This window comes from Allobacillus saliphilus (assembly GCF_018138385.1).
GTDB classification, from domain to species: domain Bacteria; phylum Bacillota; class Bacilli; order Bacillales; family Alkalibacillaceae; genus Allobacillus; species Allobacillus saliphilus.
Genome location: NZ_JAGSIE010000039.1, coordinates 1 through 26,841, shown reverse-complemented (window position 1 = coordinate 26,841; position 26,841 = coordinate 1). Strand labels below are relative to the sequence as shown.

Here is a 26,841-nt window from a genome sequence, read left to right as displayed (position 1 = left end):
TGTCAAAATTGAATATGCTGTTTTACCCGCTGAAATCACTTGAGAGAATTTACACATAATAATGGACTTGACTCAAAAGAGATAGCGCACGTCACAAAATGTCATCGAGAACTCGTATCGATCCCCAAAAGAGCTCGCGCACCCTCCGAAATGTCATCGAGCGCATGTCTCAATCCCCAAAAGAGCTCGCGCACGTCACAAAATGTCATCGAGCGCATATATAAATGCATGCCTCATTGAATTCTTACCACAAAAACCCCATCCGTACTATGAATAATAACCATTAATGTTTCTTTTGGTTGTCACCTGGTTTAAAATTGGTATGACTAGTATATAAATAGGTGATCAGCATGACTTGGGAAGTTTTGAATATTATTGGAACGATGGCTTTTGCGATTAGTGGAGCGATTGTTGCTATGGAAGAGCGATATGATATTTTTGGTGTTTATTTACTTGGTTATGTGACGGCATTTGGTGGTGGAGCGTTTCGTAACTTACTCGTGGGGTTGCCAATTTCAGATATTTGGGCACAGGGAACGTTGTTTACTGTTGCTTTCGTGACGATGACCATAATGTTTCTTATCCCGTTTCATTGGTTAATGACATGGAACCGTTGGGGAGCCTTCTTCGATGCGATCGGGTTAGCTTCTTTTGCGGTGCAAGGCGGATTGCTGGCTTTAGCGGCTGGCTATCCACTCAGCGCTGTTATCGTTGCGGGTGTGTTGACCGGATGTGGGGGAGGAATTATTCGTGATCTGTTGGCTGGTAGAAAACCAATGGTCTTGCATCAAGAAATCTATGCAATGTGGGCTGTACTAGGTGCATTTATTGTAGGCCTTGGGGTAATAGACACACAAACAGAGATATACATTTTGCTTGCGGGGATTGTCATGATGCGTAGCTTGTCCATCATCTACAAATGGGAACTACCTAGTCGATTGAATTGGCTAAAATTAATTCATTTTAAAAATAAGTAAAGGAAACCTAGCAGTTGCTGGGTTTCTTTTTTTGCAGTGCAACCTTGTTAAGCAAGCGTCACAACCTTTTTTAATACTTAACAGCCTGAATGTAACCGTTTTCACAAATTAGACATTTTATCTTCACAGAACCTCCATCGAATTGCTCGAAATTGTGATTTATATCACAATCTTAATTTTTATAAATCCTATAATAAAAGTAACCACACAAAAGGGAGGAGAATGAAGATGGGTGCTAAAACAAAAGTGAAAAAAGAGGAGTTAGATTTCCGATCTACCCAGGCTGTTGAAAACGAGTTCCAAGATGAAGAACCGAAATTGAAAGGGGCTTTTGTTTCTTCACTAATCGTAGGAGCTATCATTATCTTAATGTGGGTAGCTGTTTACGCGCTTTACCAGGCTAGTTAACTTCAAAAAATGAGGGGGACGAACGATGTTACACATGCATAAGTTCGAAAAAATCTGGATGATTGTTGGAGTTATCACATTAATTTCTTTTTTGACAATTGTAGGCGTTCAAGCATTTTCAAAAGCGGAAGGGGAAGGCCATCATGGTGCGCCAAGTGATATGACGTTAGTTGATCCTGAAACGGTTACAGAAACAGCGCCATTTAATGAACCAGGGTTGAAACAAATTGGCGAAAATGAATATGAATTAGTTATGGTATTGCAATCATACGGTTTTACACCTGGAGATATAGAAATTCCTCAAGGAGCAACAGTTCATATAAAAGCAACTTCCATTGATGTTGTCCATGGATTTGAGATTGCTGGTACGTCAGCAAATATGATGGTCACCCCAGGACATGTAAATTCAATGACGTATACATTCGATAAAAAAGGGTCTTTTTTAATATTATGTAATGAATATTGCGGAACAGGTCACCACTTTATGAGCACAAACTTGGAGGTGATATAAATGAAAATCAGTCAATTGGATGCTAGGCTTAGTCTGGTCCATTTCTATGTTGCTTTCGGTTCGATTTTGTTTGCGGGTTTGCTTGGACTCGTGCAAACGCTCGTAAGAAGTGAATTAATCACGTTACCATCCTGGCTTAATTACTATCAAATATTAACCGGCCACGGGGTCATCATGGCCTTAGTGTTTACAACGTACTTCATTTTTGGATTCTTTTACGCAAGTGTTGCAAAATCAGCGGGTGAATTTACGAACAAACAACGCAAAGCTGGTTGGGTCGGTTTTTGGTTATTGACGATCGGTCTCATATTGGCCGCAGTGATGATCGCTTTAAATGAAGCAACTGTACTATATACATTTTATGCTCCACTACAAGCTTCACCATTTTTCTACATTGCGCTTGCACTTATAATTATCGGTACGTATTTTGGCGCATATGCGGTAATTAGCAGATATCGTTTATGGAAAAAAGAACACCCAGGTGAAAAAACACCATTACTTGCATATATGGCTGTCGCAACATTAGTGCTATGGTTAATCGCTACAATTGGTGTAGTCGCCGCTGTATTATTTCAGTTCCTCCCTTGGGCTTTCGGCTGGACGGATACAATTAACGTCGCTTTAACGAGAACATTATTTTGGTATTTTGGTCATCCACTGGTCTACTTTTGGTTACTTCCAGCCTACATGGCTTGGTATGTCATGGTCCCGAAAATCATTGGCGGGAAAATATTCAGTGATCAGCTGGCAAGGTTCTCATTCGTGTTATTCATTTTATTCTCTATCCCGGTCGGTTTTCACCACCAATTGCTTGAATCTGGGATTAGTGAAGGATGGAAGTTTTTCCAAGTTATTTTAACTTTTGCGGTTATTCTACCATCTTTAATGACTGCATTCGCTTTGTTTTCAACTTTTGAGATTGCTGGTCGTCAAAAAGGTGGAAAAGGGCTATTCGGTTGGTTTAAAAAATTACCATGGGGTGATGTGCGATTCCTTGCACCATTCTTAGGTATGTTGATTTTCATTCCTGCTGGTGCAGGCGGAATTATTAATGCCTCACATCAATTGAACCAAATTGTCCATAACACAGTATGGGTCACGGGTCACTTCCATATTACTGTCGGTGGAACGGTTGCAGTAACCTTTTTCGGAATCAGTTACTGGATCATACCTCATTTAAAAGGTCGTATTTTAACGAAGAAAATGAATAAAATTGGAATCTATCAAACGGTGCTTTGGGCTGTCGGTATGGGCATTATGTCTTCTGCTATGCACATTTCCGGACTGCTCGGTAACCCAAGACGTACGCAGATGACTAGTTACAACGGTCATGAAGTCGCCTCTTCATGGGGAGCTTATGAAATGGCACACGCAGTGGGTGGAAGCTTGTTGGTCATCTCGTTAGTACTCTTTGTCATTGTTTTGATTAATCTAGCTTACTTTGCACCGAAAGGTAATGAGGAATTCCCAATTGCTGAAGAATTGAATCCGACACAGCAAACGCCAAATTGGCTGGAAAACTGGAAGCTTTGGATTGGAATCGTGTTTGCACTGATTTTCATCGCTTACACGTTACCAATCATCGACATCATTAATAACTCACCACCAGGATCTAGCGGATTCAAATACTGGTAAAAACAAAAAAGCAGATACCGATATCGGTGTCTGCTTTTATTGAAACATTAGGCGTATAGATCAGCCATGGTCACGTCATACTGCAATTGTTTTAAATAATTGTAAAATTGGCCACGATGGTGAAAGACGTGGGATTGAATCTCAGCTAGCCATTGAGCTTGTGTATGACCATCTTCCATATAAAATGCTTTCGTTTTCTTCGTAAAAAATTCTTCTTCAGATAATGCGGTCATATACTCATGAAGTGCATGGTAACCTTCTTCAAATACGACGCCCATATCCGTTGCCGTATTTAATAGATTGTATTTGTTTTCAAGTTCTTGAATTTTCTCTAAAGGTTCTTCTTTTAAAATATATAGGTCTGTCGCTGGTATAGAAACAAGGTGAATAGCGAGCTCTCTCAATGTGCGCATGTTTTCAGCTGGACGGAAATCCCAATCGGTATCCTTGATCTGTAACAATAAACTTTGAGTCGTCCGAACACAAAGTTCGATTTCTTCAAACATAACATTTCGTAGAACGGCTGCTTGATTCATGAAAATCCTTCCTTTCTGCTCCGTTGATTGCAAAGTCGATAGTAAATTCAAAATATTTCGTCTTACCTCTTAGGGGCAAGTATAACATAAACGATTCAATTCACGGGTATAGAACAATAAGGAGGTGTGTCACTTGAAACGACACGAAGGACTCATTCCATTATCACATCATCATCACCATGCGTTAGTGGTGTCGAAAGACCTCAAAGAGATAGGTACCGAAAAAGGTAATAAGACATATAAGGTGATCTTAAGAGAGCTTATTGATTTTTGGGAGAAAGATGGGAACGAACATTTCCGAGATGAAGAGGAAGTATTAATTCCGTTGTACTTACGCTTTGAAAACGAACCCAATATCGATTTAATCAAAAAAGTACTCTATCAACATGCAGAGATTCGAGGCATGATCGCGGCTATCCGAAACAATCAACAGGCAGATTTTGAACAACTAAATTTATTGGGCTACTTACTGGAAGAACATGTTCGCTTGGAGGAACGGGAGTTGTTTCCGGTGATTGAAAAAGCTGTTCCAGACAATTATTTATATCAAGCGAGCGGAAATTTTCATAAAGATTCTTATAGTGGGTATTAAATGTGTACATGTCCAGGCCGAAAAGCTCTCGGTCTGGATTTTTATTTTGGAATAAAAAATCCAGCTGCAACGTGGCAGCTGGAAATGAGAGAGTGGATCGATATTAAAATATTATTCTGTTGCTTCGTTTTTGACTTCAGCAGGTACTTCTAAGCCTAAACCTTCAGCTACACGTGTACCTAGATCTGGGTCAGCTTTGTAGAAATGACCGATTTGACGAAGTTTGATTTCGTTGATTGTTACAGGCTTCATATGGTCAACAAAGTTTTGAACTAAGCGGTCTTGTTCATCATGACTCATTAAACGATAAAGATCGCCCGCTTGTGTGTAATGATCGCTTGAATCATATGGCACGCTGTCTGCTTGACCTTCCACTTCAAATGGATTGATGTCTACAGATGCATCTTCTTTTGGCTCCTCATCATAGCGGTTTGGTTCATAGTTGATTGGACTTACTTGTTGGCCATATTGCATGGCACCAGCGCGTTGGTAATTGTTCGTTTCAACAATCGGGCGGTTAACTGGAAGTTGCTCATGATTAACGCCTAAACGGTAGCGCTGTGTATCGGAATAAGAGAACAAGCGGCCTTGAAGCATTTTGTCTGGAGATGCCTCAATTCCAGGTACGAAATGGGCTGGAGAGAGAGCAGCTTGTTCCACTTCTGCAAAGTAGTTTTGTGGATTGCGGTTCAATACCATCTTACCTACTTCGATTCTCGGATAATCTTTTTGGCTAACCGTTTTGGTAACATCAAACAAATCCCACTTGTATGTTTTATAATCTTCAAATGGAATGATTTGTACATATAAAGTCCAAGAAGGGTAGTCGCCGGCTTCAATTGCATTGAACAAATCTTCTGTATGATAGTCAGGGTTTGTTCCTGCAAGTTCGTCTGCGAGATCTACATCTAATCCTTTGACGCCTTGGTCACTGATGAAGTGATATTTAACCCAAAACGCTTCACCTTCTTCATTCACCCACTTATAGGTATGGCTTCCATAACCATTCATATGGCGGTATGTCGCTGGAATACCACGGTCACCGTGAAGATAAGTGATCTGGTGCATGGATTCTGGTGATTGAGACCAAAAATCCCATACGGCATTTTTATCCTTCAAGTTTGTTTGTGGATTTCGTTTTTGAGTATGAATGAAATCAGGGAATTTAATCGCGTCACGTATAAAGAAAATCGGTGTATTGTTACCGACTAAATCATAGTTTCCTTCTTGCGTGTAAAATTTCACTGCAAAACCACGTGGGTCACGAACAGTGTCAGCCGAACCTAGTTCACCAGCAACTGTTGAGAAGCGGATAAACATCGGTGTACGTTTGCCTTTTTCGTTTAGAAAGTCAGCTTTTGTGTATTTTGATATTTCATCGTTTGTTACTTCGAAGTAACCGTAAGCTCCGGCACCTTTTGCGTGAACGACACGCTCTGGAATACGTTCGCGATCAAAATGTGCAAGCTTTTCTAGTAAATGAACATCTTGCAATAAAACAGGTCCACGATTACCAGCAGTGATTGAGTTTTGGTTGTCCCCTACTGGAGCGCCACTGGAAGTTGTCAAGCGTTTTTTGTTTTTACCCATTATTTAAAATCCTCCTTAAATAAATTGTATATTTATCATAATGCATTTAAATAGATTTGTAAATAATAATGATTATAAATAAAGAAGTTTTATTTATTAGAATTTATTTAAATGAATAGTCGCAAAAAGGTGAAAGGGTGAGGCTTGTGGATTTTTTTCTTTGTCTAAACAATCAACCTTTTGTCGAAGATTATCAATTAAATGAGTTTATTTGAGAAAAAAAGCACCTTAGAATACAAATCTAAGGTGCTTTTTGGTTTATTTACTTGCGATTGCTTCAATTTCTACTTTCACATCTTTCGGAAGACGGCTCACTTCGAAAGCTGCACGAGCTGGATAAGGTTCCTCTAAATAACTCGCATATATTTCATTCACTGTTGCAAAATCATCCATGGAGTTTAATAAGATTGTCATTTTAGCGACATCTTTAAACTGTAAATTAGCTTCTTTTAGGATTGCTTCTAAATTTTTCATGACTTGGTGTGTTTGATCTGCCACATCTTCACTGACAATTTCCATTGAATTTGGATCAAGTGGAATTTGTCCTGATATAAAGACGAGATCACCTACTTCAACTGCTTGAGAATAGGGTCCAATTGCTTCTGGAGCTTCTTTGGTGGAGTATGCTTTCTTCATCGTTCATTCTCCTCTCGTAAATTAATTCAAGTTTCATTGATGATAAGGATTGACGTGAACATGTACATCATGCACTTCTTCAAAATCATTCATTAATATTTCTTTCACTCGTGCTGCAATGGCATGTCCTTCATCGACTGTAATGGTTGGGTTTACGCTGATTTTAGTATCAATTATAACATAAGACCCGTGTGACCTCGCATGTAACGAGTCAATTCGTTCCACTCCATTCACTTCATTCACTGTTTGGTTGAATTTTTCCGTTTCTTCATCGTCTAGAACAATTTCGAGTGAAATTCTCACAGCTTCTTTACCTAAACTGAAACCCATCCACATAATAATTCCAGCAATGATTGCTCCGGCTAATGGGTCGAAATAAGTTAAGTAAGGAATTTCATAACGTTCGCCGACTATCGCTAGTCCAATACCGATTAGTGCGACAACCGAAGAAATTGCATCAGATCGATGATGCCACGCATCGGCAATAATGGCCTGACTTTTGATTTTCTTTCCTAAACGGTTTTTATATTGAAACAAAACTTCTTTGACGATAATGGAAAAAACGACAATATATAAAGCCAGTGGACTTGTTGATTGGGCAGCATTAGACCAGATGGCAGCAATAGCATCAACTAGAATTTCAAATCCGACGACGATTAGCAACATGGAAACAATCAAGGTAGCAATGTTTTCAGCCTTACCGTGTCCATATGGGTGTTCCGAATCGGGAGGCTTCTGAGCCGCTCGAATTCCGACTAAAACGGCAATTGAACTAATCACATCGGAAGCAGAATGGAGGGCATCAGCGATGAGTGCGCGACTATCACCGATGACACCACCAATTCCTTTGATGATGGCTAAAATTAAATTGGCGACCATCCCGACAATCGAAGCAAACTGAGCTTTTTGAAAACGATTGTTCATAGAAAAACCTCTTTTTATGTTTGTCTTTTTATCATACCAATATTTTTCATGAACAGTCCAAGAACAACTTTCCTAAACAATTTTTTATAAAAAAATTTCTAGAAAGTTGATGAAATGCTTCGTCACCAGTTGGTGATGAAATATGAATGCAAAATGAACGGTGAACAACTACCTATGAAATAGGGAAAAACATTCAAATTTACATACGCCGAAGGGACTTTTGTTCGAGTGAAACAGGGTACACATTACAATTCATTAACATGGGTTTAGCTATTGTTCAAAACGGTAATTAGTCTATTAGCACGGCGCAACACTAAGAATAAAAAATCATTTAAGGAGTGTTACTTCATGAAAAAACTATTTATGACTTCATTTTTTGCGCTAATTTTAACTTTAGCAGCTTGTGGCGGAGATTCCGGTGAAGAAGATCCGGCAACAAACGAAGACACTGGAACACCAACTGAACAAGATTCAGGTGAGGATACAGGATCTACAGACACTGGTTCAACTGGAACTGAAGGAGATTCCGATATGGGCTCTGAAGATTCTAGCTCTGACACAGGTGCTGGTACAGACTCCGACATGGAATCTGAAGGCGCTGAATCTGATGCAGGATCTGGAGACGCAGATGGCGACGATTTAGATTCTGATGTTAAAAACGATGGCTAATAAATAAGGATTACAAGGCAGTGGTACTCAAACCGCTGTCTTTTATTTTTGGATACATAACTTTTAATATCACCTATTTATACAGTGTATAATCCTCAAATTTGTTGGGCTAACTAAGGGTAAATGAACAAATGAGGATGAATACACCATGACAGATAAAACATTACCGTATTTTGTGACAGCATTGCTCATCAGTATGACAGTAGCACATTTGTTTGGTTGGAACGAGCCCGAACCTATAGCGCATGAAGAAGCCATCACAGTAATGGGTGAAGAAAAGTTAGAAGAGGAAATTATCGATACAGATTATGAAGAAGTCAAAATCAAACGATTGATCGAAAAAGCTGAAACGTACGAATTGCAGGTTGAGTTTCCGATATTTCAAGTGAAGAAAATTGACCGTTTCTTTGAGGAAGATGCCGAACAGCGGATTGAGCATTCTATTGCATTACTAGAACACAGTGGAAATGTATCGCCATCCCACCAAGGTGCCTACTTCGTAACGACCGACCTTTATAAAAGTGGAAAAGAATTCTTTTCTGTCGTGTTGTCTGAAGAAACGTTTACAGGAGGAGCCAACTTTGATCAAAAAGCTTCTGTTTATTTGGTTGACCTATTAAACAAAGATTTTGTGGATCCGATTGATTTATTTGATCAGCCATTTGAAGCGCAAGATAAGTTTTTTGAGCTGGTTGAAAAGAATTTGAGAGCATCTGAATACTATTCGAATTATATTTTGGAAGATCAGCTACAAGAATGGTTAAATCAAGATCAGTATGATTTCTCCAATGTTTTTATCCGAGATAATAACTTAGTCGTTAAATTTGATAAGTATGAAGTGACAGCAGGTGTGGCAGGCATGCCAGAGGTTGAAGTCCCAATAGATGAGATGAAAGAGTTTATGAATGAAGAATGGCTAGAGCGTATTGAAGCGATTGATGAAACGGCGGATGAGTATTATTTATAACAATGAGGAGCGCTTAAAAACAAGGAGTCTGGGATAAATCAAAGTTATAAACTCAGAAACACGAATAACAATCTAATTAGCGTAGGAAATTTACGGAGACTTCTGCGGTCAACTAAATGCGGCCACGTCCTGTGGCCAACGTTGACACTAGCCCGTCCTGGGCGTCGGGAGCAAAAGCCTAGGTGAGACCCCACAGTGCGAAGCACGAGGAGGCTCAACAGCTGCCCGCGATATAGAAGACACTGCGATTTATCGCAGATGTCGCCTTATGCCCTGTGGGTAAAAGCGCAGTATATTTCCGAAGCACTAAATTAGAATGTTCGTATCTGAGCAACCTTAAAAATTTTTCCCAGCTTTTTTGTTTCTAAGGCTTATTAAATCAATGTTAGGTTTACTTTTTATCCTGATTCCTCCAACCGAGTTTCATAAAGGTCAGCATACCGGCCGCCTTGTGCTATTAGTTCGTCATGGCTTCCTTTCTCAATAATTTCTCCGTGCTCAAGCATAATGATTTGATCGGCCGACTTAATCGTGTTTAGTCGGTGAGCAATAACAAAACTAGTCCGACCTTCCATCAACCGTTTTAACGCTTCCTGAATCTTAATTTCTGTAACCGTATCAATGCTACTTGTTGCCTCATCTAGAACAAGTATCTTTGGATCCGCCAGAAGTGCACGTGCAATGGTAATCAGTTGCTTTTGTCCTTGACTGATGCTCATACCATCTGCATCAATTGGGGTATCATATTGATCAGGGAGCTTCGAGATAAAGCCATGCGCATTCGCATTTTTAGCAGCTTCGATTACTTCTTCATCGGTTGCATTTAATTTTCCATAGCGAATATTTTCTCGAATCGAACCTTCAAATAAAAAGGCATCTTGTAAAACAAAAGCCATATGTTTACGCAAGCTGTCCCGTTTAATTTCTTTAATATCTTTTCCATCAAGCAATAGTTTCCCATCGTCATAATTGTAAAATCTTGCAATGAGGTTGATGATTGTCGTTTTTCCTGCTCCTGTATGTCCAACAAACGCGGTTGTGCTCCCTGGGTCTGCAGTAAAGCTAATCCCTTTCAGGATCGGCTCGTCAGGATTATAAGAAAAAGTGACATTGTTAAACTCGATCTTTCCATGAGGTTCATCGATGGATTCAGCGTTTATTTCATCAAGCTCCTCGCCATCTTCATCCATAATATTAAAAACTCGTTCAGCCCCAGCTACAGCTGCCAATAGTTGATTAAATTGGTTGGATAGTTCGTTTAAAGGTCTAGTGAACTGTCGTGCCAACTCAGTAAATACAACAATCGTTCCAACGGTGATCATGTCATTCAATACGAACACACCACCGATAAAAGCGATTAAAGCGAAACTTAGTACATTCAACATGTTCATTAGCTTTGGAATGAATCCAGAGATTGTACCTGCCCAATAGCCTGAATTGCGCACAGCATCGTTTTTTTGCTCAAATTCGTTGGTTACTCGTTCTTCTTGGGAAAATGTTTTAATAATCCGTTGACCCGAGACCGTTTCTTCTACATAGCCGTTTAACTGCCCAAGTCGTTGTTGTTGAATTTTATACAAAGGGCCGGTTCTACTTGTAATCCACTTCATGCCAAACACCATAATTGGGATGATGCTCATGGTGATCAAAGCCAATAACGGACTAAGATAGATCATCACACTGACTGTTCCAATCAGCGTTAGAACGCTGGACAAAATTTGAATGATGGACGTATTTAAAGTGTTGCTTACATTATCGATATCATTAGTGACACGACTCATAATTTCACCTTGCTGTCTTCGATCAAAGAAGGGAATCGGTAATGTGTGTAATTTTTCGAATAACTCCGAGCGAATGGTGTAAACCGTATTTTGAGCAATGCCAATCATGAAAAAATGTTGGCAAAACATTGCGATGGAGTAACCTAAATAGACGAGAAACAACCAAAAGAGCATGCGGTTAATGCCTGACATCTCTTGGACTGCGATGTACTCATCAACCGTCATACCGATCATGTATGGTCCAAGAATGGCAAAGCCTGAACTTAAAGCAACCATAATGGCTACAAAGAGAAGCATCCATTTTTCAGCGAATAAATAAGAGAAAATTTGACGTACTGTCTTTTTCCAATTGCGCACTTTAGGCTTCGCTCGTTCATCCGTGACGTGGTCTGCTTCTGCTAAGTCTATTTTTTGCTGTCGAAAGGGTTCCAGTAGTTGTTTAAGCATATAAATTCTCATCTCCAACTTGTGATGCAACAATTTTTCGGTAAAGCTCAGATGTTTCGACGAGTTCTTCGTGAGATCCTTGTGCTAAAATTTGGCCATCTTCCATTAAGATAATTCGATCACAGCTTTTCGCGGTGTCAATTTTTTGCGTGACGATAAATGTCGTACAACCGTATGTCTGTATCGCCTGCAGAAGCTTTGATTCTGTCTTCAAATCTAATGAGCTTGTACTGTCATCCAATAAAAGGATTTTAGGATTGCGAATTAAAGCACGAGCAATAGAGACACGTTGTTTCTGACCACCTGATAGGTTGACACCTTTTTGACCGATTTTCGTTTCATATCCTCTTGGCTGTTCCATAATCGTTTCATGAATTTGTGCGTCTTTCGCTGCTTGGATGATTTCTTCTTTAGATGCATCATTTTTTCCCCAACGAATATTTTCTTCAATACTTCCGGTAAACAATAACGGTGCCTGTGGAACGAAACCTATGGCCATTCGCAGTATGTCTAACGGATAATCCCGGACATCGACATCATCAATTTTTACTTGCCCCCCCGTTGTATCATAAAGTCTCGGTATTAATTGAAATAGTGTTGATTTCCCTGAGCCTGTTGCCCCAATAATAGCTATCCGCTCTTCTGGTTGGACAGTAAACGATAACTGATCGAGCACTTGATTAGTAGTTTCCGGATAATAAAAGTCGACCTGTGAAAATTCAACTTTCCCTTCTGTCACTTTCAAATTTTTCGAGGCATCGGATTTTTCCAGAAGATCAACCTCTTCATCCATGACGATTTGAAGCCTGTCAGCAGATGCTTTCATACGTGATAAAGCCATCGTCAAAAACCCAAACATCGTAATAGCCATCGATACGCGTAACGCATAATTAATGATTGCGACGACTTCACCGACTTGTGCTTGTCCTGCTTGAACTTCATTCGATCCATACCATAAGATGACCAACAAGCTCATATTCATGCCAAACAAAAGAACAGGCATAGATGATTCGATGAGACGTAAAGCTGATTTCGTTCGGTTCATAAGCTCTGTATTTACTTCTTTAAATCGACTTTCTTCAAAATTCTTTCGTAAAAACGCTTTAATTAATCGAATGCCGGATAAATTTTCTTGCATGACACGATTGACGCGGTCCAACCGAACTTGCACTTTTGTGAAAAGGGGACTCGCTTTTTTGATCACCCACAAAATTAATAACACAAGTGCAGGAACAGAAATTAAAAAGACGATAGAGATTCGCCAATTGACGAGAAATGCCATGATTACACCGCCAATGACTAAAAGGGGTGCACGGAGCATAATTCGAAGACCCATGAAAATCCCGTTTTGTACCATACGTACATCGTTCGTGAAGCGGGTGATCAAACCGGATGTCGGAAAGTGGTGTAAATTTTTAAAGGAAAACGATTGTACCTTTTCAAATAGCCGTTGGCGAATGTCATAGCCATAATGGAAAGTGACATACGATGAATAAAACGAATTGAGCATTCCGGCAATAAATGAAAACAAAGCAAGCGCGAGCATTAAGACGCCCCATTTAACGACGATGTCCATATTTTGAGTCACAATGCCTTCATCAATCATCTTTCCGAGAAAGAATGGAAGCATCAATTCAACTGCTAACTCAATTAACATCAAGGACCAAGCGACAATCATATGTAAACGATAAGGTTTTAGATGCGATAAGATTTTCTTCAAGGTGCTCAACTCCATCTATGCAAACAATAATTAATTTTAAATCATTGTGATTATTCTAACATATTCACTTTACGTTATATTACTATAATGAATTAACTTATTTTGCTCAGTAGGATTATTTGGCAAACGGTAACAGCGATTTTTCCTTCTGTGCATGATATAATAGCGACACACTGAACGATTGAAGGAGAGACGGAATGGAATTAGAAAAGCAACAATATGTAAAATTCAGAAGAGAGATGGATCCCATCAATCTGGAACAAAAGCACATAGAAGACGTTTGTTACGTTTATTTATATGAGGATAAAATTGTGACCGATGAACAAGAATACGAGATTCATCAAGTGTTTGATTTATCGTATCGGATGTTATCGGAAGAATATGGATTTTTCTACTTACACACAGCGAAGGGCGTCATGACGTTGAATGTAAAAGATGAACCAATCGAATTTATAAAAAAGTTCCGTGAAGTGGAACAAAAATAGAAGGGGAAGGACTTAATCATGGAGAAAAGAGTATTACTCGTCGATGGCATGGCACTGTTATTCCGAGCTTTTTATGCGACGGCGATGTCAGGATATTTCATGGTAAATTCAAAAGGTATACCGACGAATGCAGTTCACGGATTTACGAGGCATTTACTGACTGCAACGAATCATTTTCAACCGACACACGTCGTTTGTTGCTGGGATATGGGTTCACATACTTTCCGAAATGATCTGTTCGACGGCTATAAGGCAAACCGCTCGGCACCACCAGAAGAATTGGTTCCTCAGTTTGATCTCGTTAAAGAAATAACGGAAGCAATGGACATTCCAAACATAGGAATTAAAGGGTTTGAAGCGGATGATTGCATAGGAACATTAGCAAGAGCTTACCAAGAAGATTCTGAAGTGTTCATATTGACTGGCGACAGAGATATCTTGCAATTGTTGGATGAACGTGTGAAAGTTGTTTTAATGAAAAAAGGGGTCGGCAACTACGATATCTATCACGCTGAACGATTCGTAGAAGAGCACGGAATTCAACCGCTCCAAATGATTGAACTGAAAGCAATGATGGGAGATTCAAGTGATAACTATCCTGGAGTTAGAGGAATCGGCGAAAAAACAGCATTAAAGTTATTGCATACACACGGGTCATTAGAAGCTATTTTAGAAAACTTAGATTCATTGACAAAAGCCCAGCGAACGAAATTTGAAACGGATTTGGATATGGTGCACTTATCACGTCAACTGGCTGAAATTAACTGTGAAACGGAAGCGTTCTGTGATTTGGCTGACGCAATATTTCAACCGAACCGCGAGCGAATTATTGAAAAATTTAATGAGCTTGAATTCAAACGAATTGAACAATTGGTATAACATTTGAATGAAGAGAAGAACCAATAGGGGGGCAAGCAATGACAATCATCTATACAATGGCGATCGGATTAGTTATTTTCATTGCCGTGTTGGCAGTTACATTAAAGGCTATTTCAAAAGGATATAATTATAAGCATGAAGTAGATCCGCTTCCAGAAGCAAACAGAAATGAAAGAAGCTGAATAAAGGAAAGCTGTTCGATTTTCGTTATGAATTACTTAAATCGAACAGCTTTTTTACATTCGGAGGATGACATAAAGGAATTTTTCAGCATGTAAAAGCAAAGCATCTACATTAATTTGAGCTTCTTCAACATTAAAAAGCAGAGCTTCAACATTAATAATTACTCACAAAAAAGCACCGACCGAAGTCAGTGCAAATGTTTACTCAACCAAATTTAAATTCTATTTATTGCTCAATGAATATTCCTCTAAAAATTCCTCATATTTATCTGTTGGCGCTGCACCCATGATTCGGTGCACTTCTTCGCCATTTTCATAGTAAACTAATGTTGGTGTTGCTTCGATGTTATACTCACTCCAACCATCTTCAAATTCTAAAAGGTTGAACTTCTTTAATTCAACACCTTTGTCTTTTGCTAATGGGGACAATCTTGGAGTTGCTTCCCTACAGTGCTCACAGGTCGGACTGAAGAAATAGACAGTCATCGTTTCACCAGAAGATAAGTCTTCTTCTAATTCATTTGGAGTAATAACATTTTGATAATGCTCATTATCCAATAATTTAACCGTTTCTGGATGTAAGGAATCTTTTCCATAAGGGTTTCCTTCGACTTTCTCAGATGTTGCCATATTCGTTAGTAAGACGATCCCAATAAATAAGATGATCACTAAACTACCGAAAATTAGAATTTTTTTCATGGTTACACTCCTTTTGTTTGTTTCAAGCCAAGGATGCTGATGACTAATATGAGTACAAATGCGGTTCCGGCTAGAAACGGTATGGAAATAAAGCCGAGCCAGTCAATATAGCTACCGATACAAGAAACTTGTCCACAGCTCGGTGCAGTTGATTGTAGAAACTCTAACTTTTGTATCCCATAGTGATAAATCGAGATGGTCAGACCGATACTAGAAAAAACGATAGAATAAATGAATACTTTTTTGTCTTTTAATATCGTTCCAATCAACAGTATGAGTACAAGGGGATACATAAAAATTCGTTGGACCCAACATAGCTCACAAGGTGGGTACTGTCGAACTTCCGAAAAATAAAGTGATCCTAGTGTTGCGATTAAAGAGATAATCCATCCGATTATAGCTAAGTTTTCAGTTCGTTTTGTCATAATTAGTCTCCTATAGGTACAACAAAATTATAGTATGAAAAACACCAAAAAGTAAGAAGTATGCTTTGAATATTTTATTACATCTATTCTTATTGTAAGATAGAGAAGATTGGAGGAAAGAAAATGACCTTTAACATCTTATCTAGGCTTTCGATAGCTTTAGCAGCTTTCCTATTTACATATATCGCAAATTTATTATTTTCTGATATGAGTTTACAAGCTGCGAATGACTATTTATCCAACCCTTTACATTGGATCGTCTTTACATTCTATTTAATAGGTGTATCTTTCTTGATCGATTGGATTTTCCGAAAAATAAATGAAACATCTACTTGGTCTTATGTTTCCGCCTATACATTAGCCGGAATTGTCATATGGGCTGTACTTTTTATTACTGTGTTGTTTGATTCCTTTTCATGGTATTTCTTTGTGGTGATTTATTCAAGTATTTATACTGTGTTAGGGTTCATCGTATTTTATTTGTTTTTAAAAGTTTTTCGTATGAATGTGAAAAAGATCTTGATGATTGGAATTCCATCATTAATAGCAATTCTTTTTATCGTTTTCACAAACCCGGCAATCAAATCGGGATTTTCAAGTACGTATGAAGCGAATACATATTATGCTGAATTCGATAATTTCAATGGAGAAGAGCCTGTGTGGATTCCAGTAGAAGAAGGACAAGAATATGAAATTACGATTGATTGGAAATTAAAAAATAGTGCCCAGCATGGACTTCGTGTCTCACCAGAAGTTCATGAAATGGGTGAGTTGACCATTGAAGAGGATGAATCCATTTCTTATGAGGCAGCGGAGACAGGCGAATTACTGTTCTTTTTTCATGGAATCAATATAGAAGGCGAAATTATGTTTACTTGGGAAGAAATCTAGCTGAAAAAGGAGTATGACAACGTGGAAACAACAATCGCCATTGCAATCTTTTTACTAACATTACTTTTTGTTATTTGGCAGCCAAAAAACCTAGGAATTGGTTGGTCTGCTTGTGCGGGTGCAATCATTGCCTTATTATTTGGTGTCGTTACGTTTGATGATGTTGTTACCGTCACGGAGCTTGTCTGGAATGCCACACTTGCTTTTGTCGCCATTATTCTCATATCATTAATTCTCGATGAAATAGGATTTTTTGAATGGGCCGCTTTACATATGGCGCGGCTGGCTAAAGGAAATGGCGTAAAAATGTTTTTTTACGTTACATTACTCGGGGCAGGTGTTGCGGCGTTATTCGCGAATGATGGTGCTGCATTAATTCTGACGCCAATTGTTTTGTCGATGGTTCGAGCTTTGAACTTCAAAGAAGCTATGATTTTGCCGTTCATTATGGCGAGTGGGTTCATCGCGGACACGACATCTTTGCCATTCGTTGTAAGCAACCTTGTCAACATTGTATCAGCAGACTTTTTTTCGATTGGCTTTATTGAATATATGCTTCGAATGATTTTGCCCAACTTGTTCTCGTTAGTCGCAAGTATGTTTGTGCTGTATCTATTTTTCCGCAAATCCATTCCTGAAAATTATGATGTAACAGCATTACGGAAACCGAGTAAGGCGATTAAGGATCACACGATGTTCCGGTTGTCTTGGATTGTCTTAAGTGTTTTATTAGTCGGCTATTTTGCCAGTGAGTTCATCGCTGTGCCAGTGTCTGTCGTGGCTGGAGTTACCGCTATTATTTTCTTCATCATTGGTAGACGAAGTCCAGCTGTATCTGCAAAAGAAGTGATAACAGGCGCACCATGGGATATTGTGTTTTTCTCAATCGGCATGTATGTCGTCGTTTTCGGCTTGCGAAACGTCGGGCTGACTGACTTGTTGGCGGAAATCATTAATTACACCGTCGATGGCGGATTGCTTGCTGCGACGATGTCCATGGGATTTATCGCTGCAATTTTGTCATCTGTGATGAATAATATGCCGACCGTTATGATCGATGCGTTGGCGATTGCAGATACGAATGCGACTGGAATCGCCAAAGAGGCACTAATTTATGCAAACGTCATCGGAAGTGATTTAGGGCCGAAAATAACGCCGATCGGTTCACTAGCAACGTTACTCTGGTTGCACGTGCTATCGAAAAAAGGAATTCATATTTCCTGGGGCTATTACTTTAAAGTGGGTATTATGTTAACGGTTCCTGTGTTGGTGATTACGTTATTTGGACTGTACCTTTCATTGATATTATTTTAAGGAGTGAGTCTAATGGATAAAAAAATTGTTTATTTTCTTTGCACCGGAAATTCTTGCCGCAGCCAAATGGCAGAAGGATTTGGAAAAGAAATTTTAGGAGAGACGTGGGATGTTTATAGCGCAGGAGTGGAGGCCCACGGATTGAACCCTCGAGCAATTGAAATGATGAACGAAAAAGGAATTGATATTACGAATCAATCTTCTTCTATAATTGATAAAGAAATTTTGAATCGTTCGGATCTTGTCATAACGCTCTGTGGGGATGCTAAGGACCGTTGTCCAACAATCCCTGCAAATGTGCAGACAACCCATTGGGATTTGCCTGATCCAGCAAAAGCGGAAGGGACAGAAGAGGAAATTTCACTCGAATTTCGCAGTGTTCGGGATGAAATTGAAAAGCGAATTAAATCGCTTGCCGAAAATTAAATATTACTCTCGTACGTGGAAAAAATGATGATGGCACGCCGTCGTCATTTTTTCGCTTTCATAGGACTATATCCCTCTTTTTGTTATTGTATTCTTAAAAATTTTCTGTAAAATAAAAAGGGGGAGGGGAACGGTGATGAGAAAGTATTTACATAAAGTTAGCTGGAGACATGCTGCGTTGACATTGTTCTATACGGCACTCTTATTGTTAGTTGTATCACCTTTTTTCTATATTTATTATGTCAATAATGGAATGCCCATATTTGACGAGCGATTGGAAGCGGCAACAATAGACCACTTGAAATCAGTCGGTCTGTCAGAGGATGAGATTGCAGATTCAAAAGTTGTCCGTCCGAATTATGAAACGGATGAAAATTATTATAAAGCACATGTTTTTGTCAGTTTCGTCGATGACCCCGATACATATTACATATATGGTAGAGAAAAGTATTTCGGTGACATCGTCCAATACTGTGAAAAGGAAGTCATATTTCCGAAAGGGCATCAGCTTGTACGTGAGGCTATGAGTTACAACGAACGAGGATGCATTTCTTTGCCAACTGAGAACAATGAAGAATAAATTACATAATTGTTAAACACCTAATCTACTTGATTGGGTGTTTTTTGCGTTCAGATGGATTGTTAAGGATCATATTTGTGACGATTGAGCCTTTATGAAGTAGATTTTATGTAATGGATGACTTTCTTTCTATAGCTTTTCACAAAAATCTCTTTATCTTGATATAGGTCAAGGAATTAAACAATAATTCTTTCTATACTTAAGATGAACCTAAAACAAAGGAGAGATGAAAAATGAAAACGACTAAATTTCAATTAGAAACGTTAACATGTCCATCTTGCATTAAAAAGATTGAAAGCAACTTAGGAAAAATGGATGGTGTCTCGGAAGTAAAAGTTCTCTTTAACTCAAGTAAAGTCAAGGTCCAATACGATGAAGCGAAAGTAAATAAAAATCAACTTAAGGATACAGTTACGAAGCTTGGTTACCCGGTATTATCAGCTTCATGATAACGAAACAGAAGCAGTTGTTTAAATAAATAATAGACCTCTAACTGGAAGGGAGTGTTCAGCATGATTCGTTGGATACGAAGACAGACAAATCAACTGATGTTTACGGCAGGAGGATTATTGATTATTGCTTTCATCGCTCATTGGATAGGAATTGTAGCTGTCAAACAAGGTGCCTTGATCGTCGCGACAATTGTTGCGGGCGTTCCGATTGCCATTAAAGCGTTTCAAGCATTGCGAATGAAGGCTTTTAGCATCGAGTTGCTGGTTACCATCGCGGTAACAGCTGCGTTGTTTATAGGAGAATATGTTGAATCGGCAGCGGTAACATTTCTATTCTTATTCGGAGCATACCTTGAAGCACGTACACTCAATAAAACAAGAGCATCCTTAAGAGAATTGACGGAATTGGCACCTGATGAAGCTTCTGTATTTCGAGATGGAGATTGGGTATCTGTATCAGTCGATGAAGTCGAAGAGGGGGAGAGAGTCGTCATTCGCTCAGGCGGAAAGATTCCAGTCGATGGAAAAATCTTAACTGGTGAAGCAACAATTAATGAAGCAGCCATTACAGGTGAGTCTGTTCCCATAGGAAAAAGAAACAATGATGATGTCTTCAGCGGAACGATTATTGATTCAGGCTACATTGAAATGGTTGCTGAGAAAGTAGGCGAAGACACGACGTTCGCAAAAATTATTGAACTAGTGGAAGAAGCGCAAGAATCCAAATCAAAAACACAGCGTTTTTTGGATAAGTTCGCGAATATTTACACCCCATCTGTCGTTGTATTATCGGTTCTCGTTTATTTAATAACGAGAGATCTTCATTTAGCCATTATCTTTTTAGTTATTGCTTGTCCTGGCGCGTTAGTTATCGGTGCACCTGTGTCAAACGTGGCGGGTATAGGGAATGGGGCTAAGCGTGGCGTCTTGATCAAAGGCGGCGACGTGATGGACCGGTTATCGAAAATTGATACCATTGTCTTTGATAAAACAGGAACGTTAACAAGAGGAAAGCCGGAAGTGACTGATTTTCATGTTATCAGCGATGACAATCCTAATGACTTGCTACAAATGATTACGCAAGCAGAGATGGCTTCTGAGCATCACTTAGGAAAAACGATTGTCAAACATGCAAGAGCAAAAGGGTTATCATTACAAAATGATTATGAATACGCTGAAGTCGTAAAAGGAAATGGCCTCAGAAACCGCGTTGCTGGCCACCAATTCAGTATTGGCAACCGTATGTTAATGGAAATGGATGGCGTCATGCTAACGGATGAAATCAATGACTTTGCAATCGAACAAGAGAAGAAAGGCAACACAGCCATTTTTGCAGCAAAAAACGGTCAATTAGTAGCGATTATTTCGATTGCTGATCAAATTCGAGAAGATGCTGTTGACGCTTTGAAAGAACTTCGTGAGCACGGAATCAAGCAGATGATCATGCTGACTGGTGATAATACGCATACAGCAAAGCGAGTGGCGGACCAACTTGGCTTGGATGGATATCATGCGGAACAATTACCAGTAGATAAAGTTAAATTCGTAGAGAAACTACAGAACGAGGGACATAAAGTCGCGATGATTGGTGATGGAATCAATGATGCGCCGTCCATTGCTAAAGCGGATATTGGCTTAGCAATGGGCGAGGGCGGAACAGATGTCTCGATGGAAACAGCTGATGTCGTCTTGATGGCGGATAAACTGAAGCAATTTTCCCATGCTTATGCATTAGCGAAAGTTACGGTTCGTAACATGAAACAAAACATGGCGTTTGCTGTCGGAACAGTATTTATTTTATTGCTTGGGGTACTAGTAGGAAGCATTCACTTAGCTTCTGGCATGTTTATCCACGAGGCAAGCATTCTAGTCGTTATCTTGAATGGTATGCGATTGATTCAATTCAAACGCGGACCTATGGAACAAGAGATGAAAATATCGCCTATAAATGTGTAATAATTATAGCACTCCTTCCTTTTACCAATGTATCCGCATTGGTTTTTCTTCTTAATTGAAACTTATGAAAAACAATGAACTAATTGACGCCGTCAAAATTTTAATTAATGATAACAGTAAAAGCACTTCTAAAGCGGAGGGTAAAAATGACAGAGAATTACGAACAAGAACACAATACTGAACATACATGCCATCCAAGCGGATCACAAAAAGCTTGTGTTGCTCAAGTGCCTATTTTCAACCATCTCGAACATGAGCAGATGAATGAAATAATGAATGTAGTGCGACATGTTTCTTTCAATAAAGGAGAGACGATTTTCCAAGCGGAGGACTGGTCGGATACGTTGTATATTATTCACCAAGGGAAGGTAAAAATCTATCGATTGGCTGAGTCAGGGAAAGAACAAATTTTAACAGTCCTATATCCAGGTGACTTTACAGGGGAGTATGCAATATTCAATGAATCGACACACCATGATTATGCTGAAGCAATGGAAAAAACAAATATCTGCATGATCAAAAAAGAAGATTTACAAAATTTCTTGATGAAGTATCCAACCATTTCGCTAAGAATGCTGACAGAGTTCTCCAAACGACTGGAAGAATCAGAATCACAAACAACGAACTTCGCGACAGAAAGGGTTGAAAGGAGAATCGCATTATACCTAGCTGATTTAGCGAATAAAAGTGGAAGTGAAACGATTAAACTACCAATGAGTCGTCATGACCTAGCATCTTACTTAGGAACCTCACCAGAAACAATTAGCCGACGCCTGGCAGACTTAGAAGACCGTGGGTTGATTAAACAACTTTCAAGAACGAATATTGAAATCATTGATATGGATAGGTTGAAGCTCATATAATCTAATCCAAATATAACTGTTAGTATATAATAGAAAAAGCATGAAGTGTCAGACACTCCATGCTTTTGATTTATCTAAATCAATATTTCAATCTCTTGTTTTTCACGTAGCTCATCAATGTACTTTTGTTGCTGCTCTTGAGCTTTCTGTGACTGAAGTTGTTGTTCTAATTTCGGCTTCATTGCTTCAAAGTCTTCTGCTTCTTGGTCCATTTCTTTCGCTTGTTTCTTGTAATTATCATACGCTTCTTGCAACTCATCTTCTGTTACATCAGCATCTTCAATGTTTTCTTCCATGAATTTGTTAATTACAATGTTTCTTTTAATGTCATTTTTGATTTCTTCTTCTGAAACGTCATTTTCTTCAAAAACTTCTTGAACGTCGTCTGTTTCATACTGTTTTTTCAACTGTGAAACGAGTTCATCGTAATTGTTTTTAACTTCTTCTTCAGATGCTTCAATGCCGTTTTCCTTTGCGGATTGCTCAATGACTTCTGTATTGATTAACTGGTCTAACGCCGTTTGTTGAATGCCATCTTTATTTTCTTCGACATTCATACCATACATTTGATATTGTTGCTGAATTGCATTTACGTTTAGTGCAAGTTGTTCATTCGTGATTTCTTCTCCATTAACTGTTGCAACGACATCAGGGAAATCTTCTGCTTTCACTTCTTCAACTTCTTGTTGGCCTTCAGCGTTCTCGCCTTCAGCACCTTCATTTTGTTCCGTATTCTCGTTTTCATTGGCCTTTTCGCCATTCTCGCTATCCCCATCATCACCACCGCATGCAACCGCTACAATCGATAAAAGTAACAATACGCTGATGAGAAATAATTTTTTCATATAGAATAACCCTTCCTTTTGAGTGAATTAAATTAGGTACGACCTGAATTTTAGCACACGGTTTAAACAATATACAAGCTTTAACAGTAATTGAAATTAAATTGTAATATATTTCTTTTCACTTGCTTTTTTTTTTGAATCAAGTTAAAGTAGTAATTGTACGAAATGATTTGATTCATTGTTTACTTGGGTGGCCTCTCTTTAGGAAGTCAAAGTAACAAGATCCAATTGTTTTGTAGTATTTTAAAGGAGGTCATTCATATGACAGGTACAGTAAAATGGTTTAACTCAGAAAAAGGTTTTGGCTTCATCGAGCGCGAAGATGGCGACGATGTATTCGTACACTTCTCAGCAATCCAAGCTGAAGGTTTCAAAACTTTAGAAGAAGGTCAAACAGTAGAGTTCGAAATCGTTGAAGGCGATCGCGGACCACAAGCAGCTAACGTTGTTGCTCAATAATGACTATACAAGATGCACGCTTACGGGCGTGCATCTTTTTTGTATGTTTGTACATAAATGAAACAATATTCAATGGATTCACGTGTAAGATTTCTGACATTTCATTTGAAGTATATGGAAAGTTCATTTATGGTTGAATTAAACACCATTAGGGAAGAGTTCAGAGAAACCAATTATCCAACCGAAAAGGAGTGTTGATGATGAGTAAAGAATTGTTTACAACAAAAGCAACGGCAAAAGGTGGAAGAGCTGGTCACGTAAAATCTGAAGATGGTGTTATTGACCTAAATATTGTAATGCCGACGGAAAATTCAAATGAAACAGGTACAAATCCGGAACAACTTTTTGCGGCAGCTTATTCGGCTTGCTATGATGGTGCGTTAAATTTAGTCGCCAAGCAAAAGAATAAAAAGATCGATACGACAACAACAGCAGAAGTAACTTTCTTACAAGAAGGAGAAAGTGGCTTTAAAATCGCTGTTAAATTAGTTTCTGAATTCAATGGTGTCGCTCAAGATGAGGCTGAAGAGTTAATGAAAGAAGCACATCAAGTATGTCCATATTCCAAAGCGACAAGAGGGAATGTCGACGTTGAATTAGAAGCGAAATCAAATGAATCATAAGAAAATCATATAAATAAGGCTGTCTGCTATTAAAAGTGGACAGCTTTTTTAATATGGTAACGAGTGATTCAATCTCTGGAGAAATCTAACTTTGAGAACCCGTGATGAGAAACGCATCTCTCATTTGCAGTCTGTTTTTTTGAATAAAAAAAGAAGAGGTCCAATGAAGGAACCTCTTCTTTATTTTTCTTCCATAATCCACCCCCATGCTTCTTCCACTTCATCTTTAGTAAAATGCTTCGTTTCGACACCGGGTAGTAGGGAGCCGATATTTGAAACAGCTTTTACCCAGTTTTTATCACTGATCATCGCAAAGCGTTTCAGTTGATTCCAACGTTTTGTATCAAACTTCAAACCCTCAAGAGCTCCTTTGAGAGATGTACTTTCCACTTCATCCATATACGCGACAATATTAAATGACTCGTCATCGCCGAAATTCTCTTCAACATATTGATTAAGTCTTTCTGCGTCTTCTTCGCTTACTTTACCTTCTATCCCTAAAGCAATCGTCTGATCATCTCTACTTTTTAAAAAAGAAAACATGTGTGATGCCTCCTTATTGCCGTTTAATTTTTTTGTGTATGGCAATTTTTATTCAATTCCCTTGAGGAGGTTGATCAAAACAAAAAAAGAAACCAATTGTCATAAACAATTGGCTTGGAATAAGTTATTTAATGATTTCTATTTTCACTTCACGGACACCGTAGCGCACTGCTTCTTCGTGAGAAGGAATAAAGAGGTCAATCCGATTGCCTTTAATTGCTGAACCTGTATCACCCGCAATAGCAGTTCCGTACCCTTCGACCCATACTTTTGATCCGAGTGGAATTACATTTGGATCAACGGCAATTACTTTTTGATTTGGATTCGCTCGTAAGTCAATTCCAGTTCTTGTGACACCACTACATCCATCACAATAGGCTGTGTATGCAGTTGCGGTGACATAAAGTGTTTGATTATTCGATTCTTGCTGACTAACTTGTACAATTTCACCTTTTGATTTTTTTTGGTTCGATTGTGCTGTCTGTTTAGTTGTTGTTTCTTGTACTGGTTTTTTCTTTATAGAGGTCGGTTGTTTTTTTACAGCTTCTTTCATTGCTGCTTGGTTCATTCTAATATCTGCCTTTTCATTCAAGTTTAGTTGCGCCGTTGTTAGTTGGCTGACCAATTGTTGGTTACCAGTCGTTTCAGCTTGTACGCTAGAACTCTGATCTGCTTCGTCACTTTGACCGGATATAACAGCAACCGTTAACATGGTTATACAGATGAAGATGAGACCAATCAATCCGATGTTTCTTTTAATAGATTGAAGCATGAAAATCCCTCCGAATATTTTAATGGTTGGCTTCTTAGGCCAAGGATTCTACCTTACACGCAAATGCCATCCACTGATTCTTAAGTCACGAGTAGAATTCTATCAGACAATGACTACAGTCTAGTTTCAAACTAACCACAGAACGAAAACAATCTCTTAACAAAGCATGTAATGAAACATAATAGTCTGAAATCTGATAAGATAGATATGGATATTTTGTAATTAGATAGGATTGCATGTGCGTAATCCTATCATTTCCAACTCAATCAGTGTTTATAAGTCAAAAAATTAATATTTCAATTAAAATCGTTTTCATATGAGAGATAGTGTGATAGAAAACGAGCCAGATTAAATGGGAAGTTAAGATAGAGAGGGGTTTGTTCTTTGAATATATTGCTAATTAATGGAACGGTAACGGGTGAGAAACCAAAAGTTCTATTAAAACAGATTGAACATTACTTAAACGAAGGAAATTATTCGTATGAAGTGGATAAACTATCATTAGATCAATTAACATTAGAGCTTGCGGATGGTCGCTTAAAGGAAGATTATAATGAGGATACACAAGAGGCGATCGCTAAAATGGAAGCTGCAGATGGCTATATTATTGCAACGTCTATTTTCCAAGGATCGATCCCGGGATCTTTTAAAAATTTATTAGATTTAATTTCACCGAAGACGATGCGATACAAGCCCGTTTCGGTTATAGCAAATGGAGGAACTTTCCAGCACCACTTAGTAATTGAAAATCAATTAAAGCCAATTTTAAGTTATTTTCGTTCATTGATAACGCCTAATTACATCTATGCACATAGCGAGCATTTTTCTCCAACGAATGAATTGATCAATGAAGATGTAATCAGTCGTCTCAAAGAAATGCTTCGTATTTTTAATCTATATATGAAAATGAGTGTGGAAGCTAGAGAAGGCAATAACTTTGGAAATGAATTTTATTAATGCTTCATCATATAATCAACCAAAACATACTAAGATTAGTGGGCAAGGTCATCGACGGATGATCTTGCCCACTATTTCTTTTTATACGATATAGTGA

At 38.6% G+C, this 26,841-nt stretch carries 31 protein-coding genes; 20 read left to right on the top strand and 11 right to left on the bottom strand.

The window, feature by feature from the left end:
* Positions 1 to 350 precede the first annotated feature (350 nt).
* The 4 genes from KC820_RS11790 (at position 351) to KC820_RS11775 (ending at position 3,531) form a co-directional block, all read left to right on the top strand.
* Positions 351 to 977: a trimeric intracellular cation channel family protein gene (locus KC820_RS11790; protein ID WP_212371288.1), complete on the top strand. Its 627-nt coding sequence runs from the start codon at positions 351 to 353 to the stop codon at positions 975 to 977.
* A gap of 228 nt (positions 978 to 1,205) precedes the next feature.
* Entirely contained in the window at positions 1,206 to 1,385 is a 180-nt protein-coding gene (locus KC820_RS13565) for a cytochrome c oxidase subunit 2A (protein WP_336511046.1), read from the top strand.
* Between the two features lie 25 nt (positions 1,386 to 1,410).
* Positions 1,411 to 1,896 (top strand): cytochrome c oxidase subunit II, encoded by a 486-nt coding sequence (locus tag KC820_RS11780; RefSeq protein ID WP_186279651.1) that lies wholly within the window; start codon positions 1,411 to 1,413, stop codon positions 1,894 to 1,896.
* Positions 1,897 to 3,531 (top strand): b(o/a)3-type cytochrome-c oxidase subunit 1, encoded by a 1,635-nt coding sequence (locus KC820_RS11775; protein ID WP_212371286.1) that lies wholly within the window; start codon positions 1,897 to 1,899, stop codon positions 3,529 to 3,531.
* A 47-nt stretch (positions 3,532 to 3,578) separates the two neighbouring features.
* Here the strand turns inward: KC820_RS11775 and KC820_RS11770 are convergent, their stop codons facing one another.
* Complete coding sequence (locus KC820_RS11770; RefSeq protein WP_212371284.1) at positions 3,579 to 4,067, bottom strand: DinB family protein; 489 nt, start codon at positions 4,065 to 4,067, stop codon at positions 3,579 to 3,581.
* Positions 4,068 to 4,200: 133 nt separating this feature from the next.
* On the opposite strand from KC820_RS11770, the gene KC820_RS11765 reads away from it, so the two are divergent.
* Positions 4,201 to 4,659, top strand: coding sequence for a hemerythrin domain-containing protein (locus tag KC820_RS11765; protein WP_212371282.1), 459 nt, complete (start codon positions 4,201 to 4,203; stop codon positions 4,657 to 4,659).
* Positions 4,660 to 4,770: 111 nt separating this feature from the next.
* Here KC820_RS11765 and KC820_RS11760 read toward each other — a convergent pair whose 3' ends face one another.
* The 3 genes from KC820_RS11760 to KC820_RS11750 all read right to left on the bottom strand — a co-directional run bounded on the left by KC820_RS11760 (position 4,771) and on the right by KC820_RS11750 (position 7,809).
* Positions 4,771 to 6,249: a catalase gene (locus KC820_RS11760; protein ID WP_212371280.1), complete on the bottom strand. Its 1,479-nt coding sequence runs from the start codon at positions 6,247 to 6,249 to the stop codon at positions 4,771 to 4,773.
* 258 nt (positions 6,250 to 6,507) lie between these two features.
* Positions 6,508 to 6,885 (bottom strand): RidA family protein, encoded by a 378-nt coding sequence (locus tag KC820_RS11755; RefSeq protein WP_144089241.1) that lies wholly within the window; start codon positions 6,883 to 6,885, stop codon positions 6,508 to 6,510.
* Between the two features lie 33 nt (positions 6,886 to 6,918).
* Positions 6,919 to 7,809, bottom strand: coding sequence for a cation diffusion facilitator family transporter (locus tag KC820_RS11750; protein WP_212371278.1), 891 nt, complete (start codon positions 7,807 to 7,809; stop codon positions 6,919 to 6,921).
* Positions 7,810 to 8,157: 348 nt separating this feature from the next.
* Here KC820_RS11750 and KC820_RS11745 point away from each other — a divergent pair, with 348 nt between their 5' ends.
* Both KC820_RS11745 and KC820_RS11740 read left to right on the top strand, forming a co-directional pair.
* Positions 8,158 to 8,478: a hypothetical protein gene (locus KC820_RS11745; RefSeq protein ID WP_212371276.1), complete on the top strand. Its 321-nt coding sequence runs from the start codon at positions 8,158 to 8,160 to the stop codon at positions 8,476 to 8,478.
* Between the two features lie 148 nt (positions 8,479 to 8,626).
* A complete protein-coding gene (locus KC820_RS11740; RefSeq protein ID WP_212371274.1) occupies positions 8,627 to 9,445 on the top strand; it encodes an RsiV family protein in 819 nt (272 codons plus the stop codon).
* A 398-nt stretch (positions 9,446 to 9,843) separates the two neighbouring features.
* On the opposite strand, the gene KC820_RS11735 is transcribed toward KC820_RS11740, so the two are convergent.
* Together KC820_RS11735 and KC820_RS11730 are read right to left on the bottom strand one after the other, a co-directional pair.
* Positions 9,844 to 11,685 (bottom strand): ABC transporter ATP-binding protein, encoded by a 1,842-nt coding sequence (locus KC820_RS11735; protein WP_236782665.1) that lies wholly within the window; start codon positions 11,683 to 11,685, stop codon positions 9,844 to 9,846.
* Positions 11,666 to 13,393, bottom strand: coding sequence for an ABC transporter ATP-binding protein (locus KC820_RS11730; RefSeq protein WP_212371272.1), 1,728 nt, complete (start codon positions 13,391 to 13,393; stop codon positions 11,666 to 11,668). The genes KC820_RS11735 and KC820_RS11730 overlap by 20 nt, the downstream gene beginning before the upstream one ends.
* A gap of 197 nt (positions 13,394 to 13,590) precedes the next feature.
* Here KC820_RS11730 and KC820_RS11725 point away from each other — a divergent pair, with 197 nt between their 5' ends.
* From KC820_RS11725 to ytzI, 3 genes are read left to right on the top strand one after another with little or no spacing between them, the layout of a single operon-like run.
* Positions 13,591 to 13,878 carry a hypothetical protein gene (locus KC820_RS11725; protein ID WP_212371265.1) on the top strand — a complete coding sequence of 96 codons (288 nt, stop codon included), beginning with the start codon at positions 13,591 to 13,593 and terminating at the stop codon, positions 13,876 to 13,878.
* A gap of 18 nt (positions 13,879 to 13,896) precedes the next feature.
* Complete coding sequence (locus KC820_RS11720) at positions 13,897 to 14,757, top strand: 5'-3' exonuclease (protein WP_212371263.1); 861 nt, start codon at positions 13,897 to 13,899, stop codon at positions 14,755 to 14,757.
* Positions 14,758 to 14,795: 38 nt separating this feature from the next.
* Positions 14,796 to 14,939, top strand: a complete 144-nt coding sequence (gene ytzI / locus KC820_RS11715) for a YtzI protein (RefSeq protein ID WP_212371261.1) — start codon at positions 14,796 to 14,798, stop codon at positions 14,937 to 14,939.
* 222 nt (positions 14,940 to 15,161) lie between these two features.
* Here ytzI and KC820_RS11710 read toward each other — a convergent pair whose 3' ends face one another.
* Together KC820_RS11710 and KC820_RS11705 are read right to left on the bottom strand one after the other, a co-directional pair.
* On the bottom strand, positions 15,162 to 15,638 hold the full coding sequence (locus KC820_RS11710) for a thioredoxin family protein (protein WP_144089232.1): 477 nt from the start codon (positions 15,636 to 15,638) through the stop codon (positions 15,162 to 15,164).
* Between the two features lie 2 nt (positions 15,639 to 15,640).
* Positions 15,641 to 16,063 (bottom strand): disulfide oxidoreductase, encoded by a 423-nt coding sequence (locus tag KC820_RS11705; RefSeq protein ID WP_212371259.1) that lies wholly within the window; start codon positions 16,061 to 16,063, stop codon positions 15,641 to 15,643.
* 123 nt (positions 16,064 to 16,186) lie between these two features.
* Between KC820_RS11705 and KC820_RS11700 the strand changes: the two genes are divergently transcribed.
* The 7 genes from KC820_RS11700 to KC820_RS11670 all read left to right on the top strand — a co-directional run bounded on the left by KC820_RS11700 (position 16,187) and on the right by KC820_RS11670 (position 22,545).
* The gene (locus KC820_RS11700; RefSeq protein ID WP_212371257.1) at positions 16,187 to 16,954 is read left to right on the top strand and encodes a hypothetical protein; all 768 of its coding nucleotides are present in this window, start codon (positions 16,187 to 16,189) and stop codon (positions 16,952 to 16,954) included.
* 21 nt (positions 16,955 to 16,975) lie between these two features.
* Positions 16,976 to 18,268 carry an arsenic transporter gene (locus tag KC820_RS11695; RefSeq protein WP_212371249.1) on the top strand — a complete coding sequence of 431 codons (1,293 nt, stop codon included), beginning with the start codon at positions 16,976 to 16,978 and terminating at the stop codon, positions 18,266 to 18,268.
* Between the two features lie 12 nt (positions 18,269 to 18,280).
* On the top strand, positions 18,281 to 18,694 hold the full coding sequence (arsC, locus tag KC820_RS11690; protein WP_212371247.1) for an arsenate reductase (thioredoxin): 414 nt from the start codon (positions 18,281 to 18,283) through the stop codon (positions 18,692 to 18,694).
* 136 nt (positions 18,695 to 18,830) lie between these two features.
* On the top strand, positions 18,831 to 19,274 hold the full coding sequence (locus KC820_RS11685; RefSeq protein WP_212371246.1) for a hypothetical protein: 444 nt from the start codon (positions 18,831 to 18,833) through the stop codon (positions 19,272 to 19,274).
* A 233-nt stretch (positions 19,275 to 19,507) separates the two neighbouring features.
* Complete coding sequence (locus tag KC820_RS11680; protein ID WP_212371244.1) at positions 19,508 to 19,723, top strand: heavy-metal-associated domain-containing protein; 216 nt, start codon at positions 19,508 to 19,510, stop codon at positions 19,721 to 19,723.
* Positions 19,724 to 19,786: 63 nt separating this feature from the next.
* Positions 19,787 to 21,682, top strand: coding sequence for a heavy metal translocating P-type ATPase (locus KC820_RS11675; protein WP_212371242.1), 1,896 nt, complete (start codon positions 19,787 to 19,789; stop codon positions 21,680 to 21,682).
* Between the two features lie 146 nt (positions 21,683 to 21,828).
* The gene (locus KC820_RS11670) at positions 21,829 to 22,545 is read left to right on the top strand and encodes a Crp/Fnr family transcriptional regulator (protein ID WP_212371240.1); all 717 of its coding nucleotides are present in this window, start codon (positions 21,829 to 21,831) and stop codon (positions 22,543 to 22,545) included.
* Between the two features lie 74 nt (positions 22,546 to 22,619).
* On the opposite strand, the gene KC820_RS11665 is transcribed toward KC820_RS11670, so the two are convergent.
* Positions 22,620 to 23,390 carry a SurA N-terminal domain-containing protein gene (locus KC820_RS11665; protein ID WP_212371238.1) on the bottom strand — a complete coding sequence of 257 codons (771 nt, stop codon included), beginning with the start codon at positions 23,388 to 23,390 and terminating at the stop codon, positions 22,620 to 22,622.
* Between the two features lie 261 nt (positions 23,391 to 23,651).
* Between KC820_RS11665 and KC820_RS11660 the strand changes: the two genes are divergently transcribed.
* Together KC820_RS11660 and KC820_RS11655 are read left to right on the top strand one after the other, a co-directional pair.
* Complete coding sequence (locus KC820_RS11660) at positions 23,652 to 23,849, top strand: cold-shock protein (RefSeq protein WP_144089218.1); 198 nt, start codon at positions 23,652 to 23,654, stop codon at positions 23,847 to 23,849.
* A gap of 200 nt (positions 23,850 to 24,049) precedes the next feature.
* Positions 24,050 to 24,472, top strand: coding sequence for an organic hydroperoxide resistance protein (locus KC820_RS11655; RefSeq protein WP_212371236.1), 423 nt, complete (start codon positions 24,050 to 24,052; stop codon positions 24,470 to 24,472).
* A 180-nt stretch (positions 24,473 to 24,652) separates the two neighbouring features.
* On the opposite strand, the gene KC820_RS11650 is transcribed toward KC820_RS11655, so the two are convergent.
* Both KC820_RS11650 and KC820_RS13410 read right to left on the bottom strand, forming a co-directional pair.
* Complete coding sequence (locus KC820_RS11650; RefSeq protein WP_212371228.1) at positions 24,653 to 25,015, bottom strand: SpoIIAA family protein; 363 nt, start codon at positions 25,013 to 25,015, stop codon at positions 24,653 to 24,655.
* Positions 25,016 to 25,139: 124 nt separating this feature from the next.
* Positions 25,140 to 25,787, bottom strand: coding sequence for a 3D domain-containing protein (locus tag KC820_RS13410; RefSeq protein ID WP_212371226.1), 648 nt, complete (start codon positions 25,785 to 25,787; stop codon positions 25,140 to 25,142).
* Positions 25,788 to 26,171: 384 nt separating this feature from the next.
* On the opposite strand from KC820_RS13410, the gene KC820_RS11640 reads away from it, so the two are divergent.
* Positions 26,172 to 26,744, top strand: coding sequence for an NADPH-dependent FMN reductase (locus KC820_RS11640; RefSeq protein WP_212371224.1), 573 nt, complete (start codon positions 26,172 to 26,174; stop codon positions 26,742 to 26,744).
* Positions 26,745 to 26,841 lie beyond the last annotated feature (97 nt).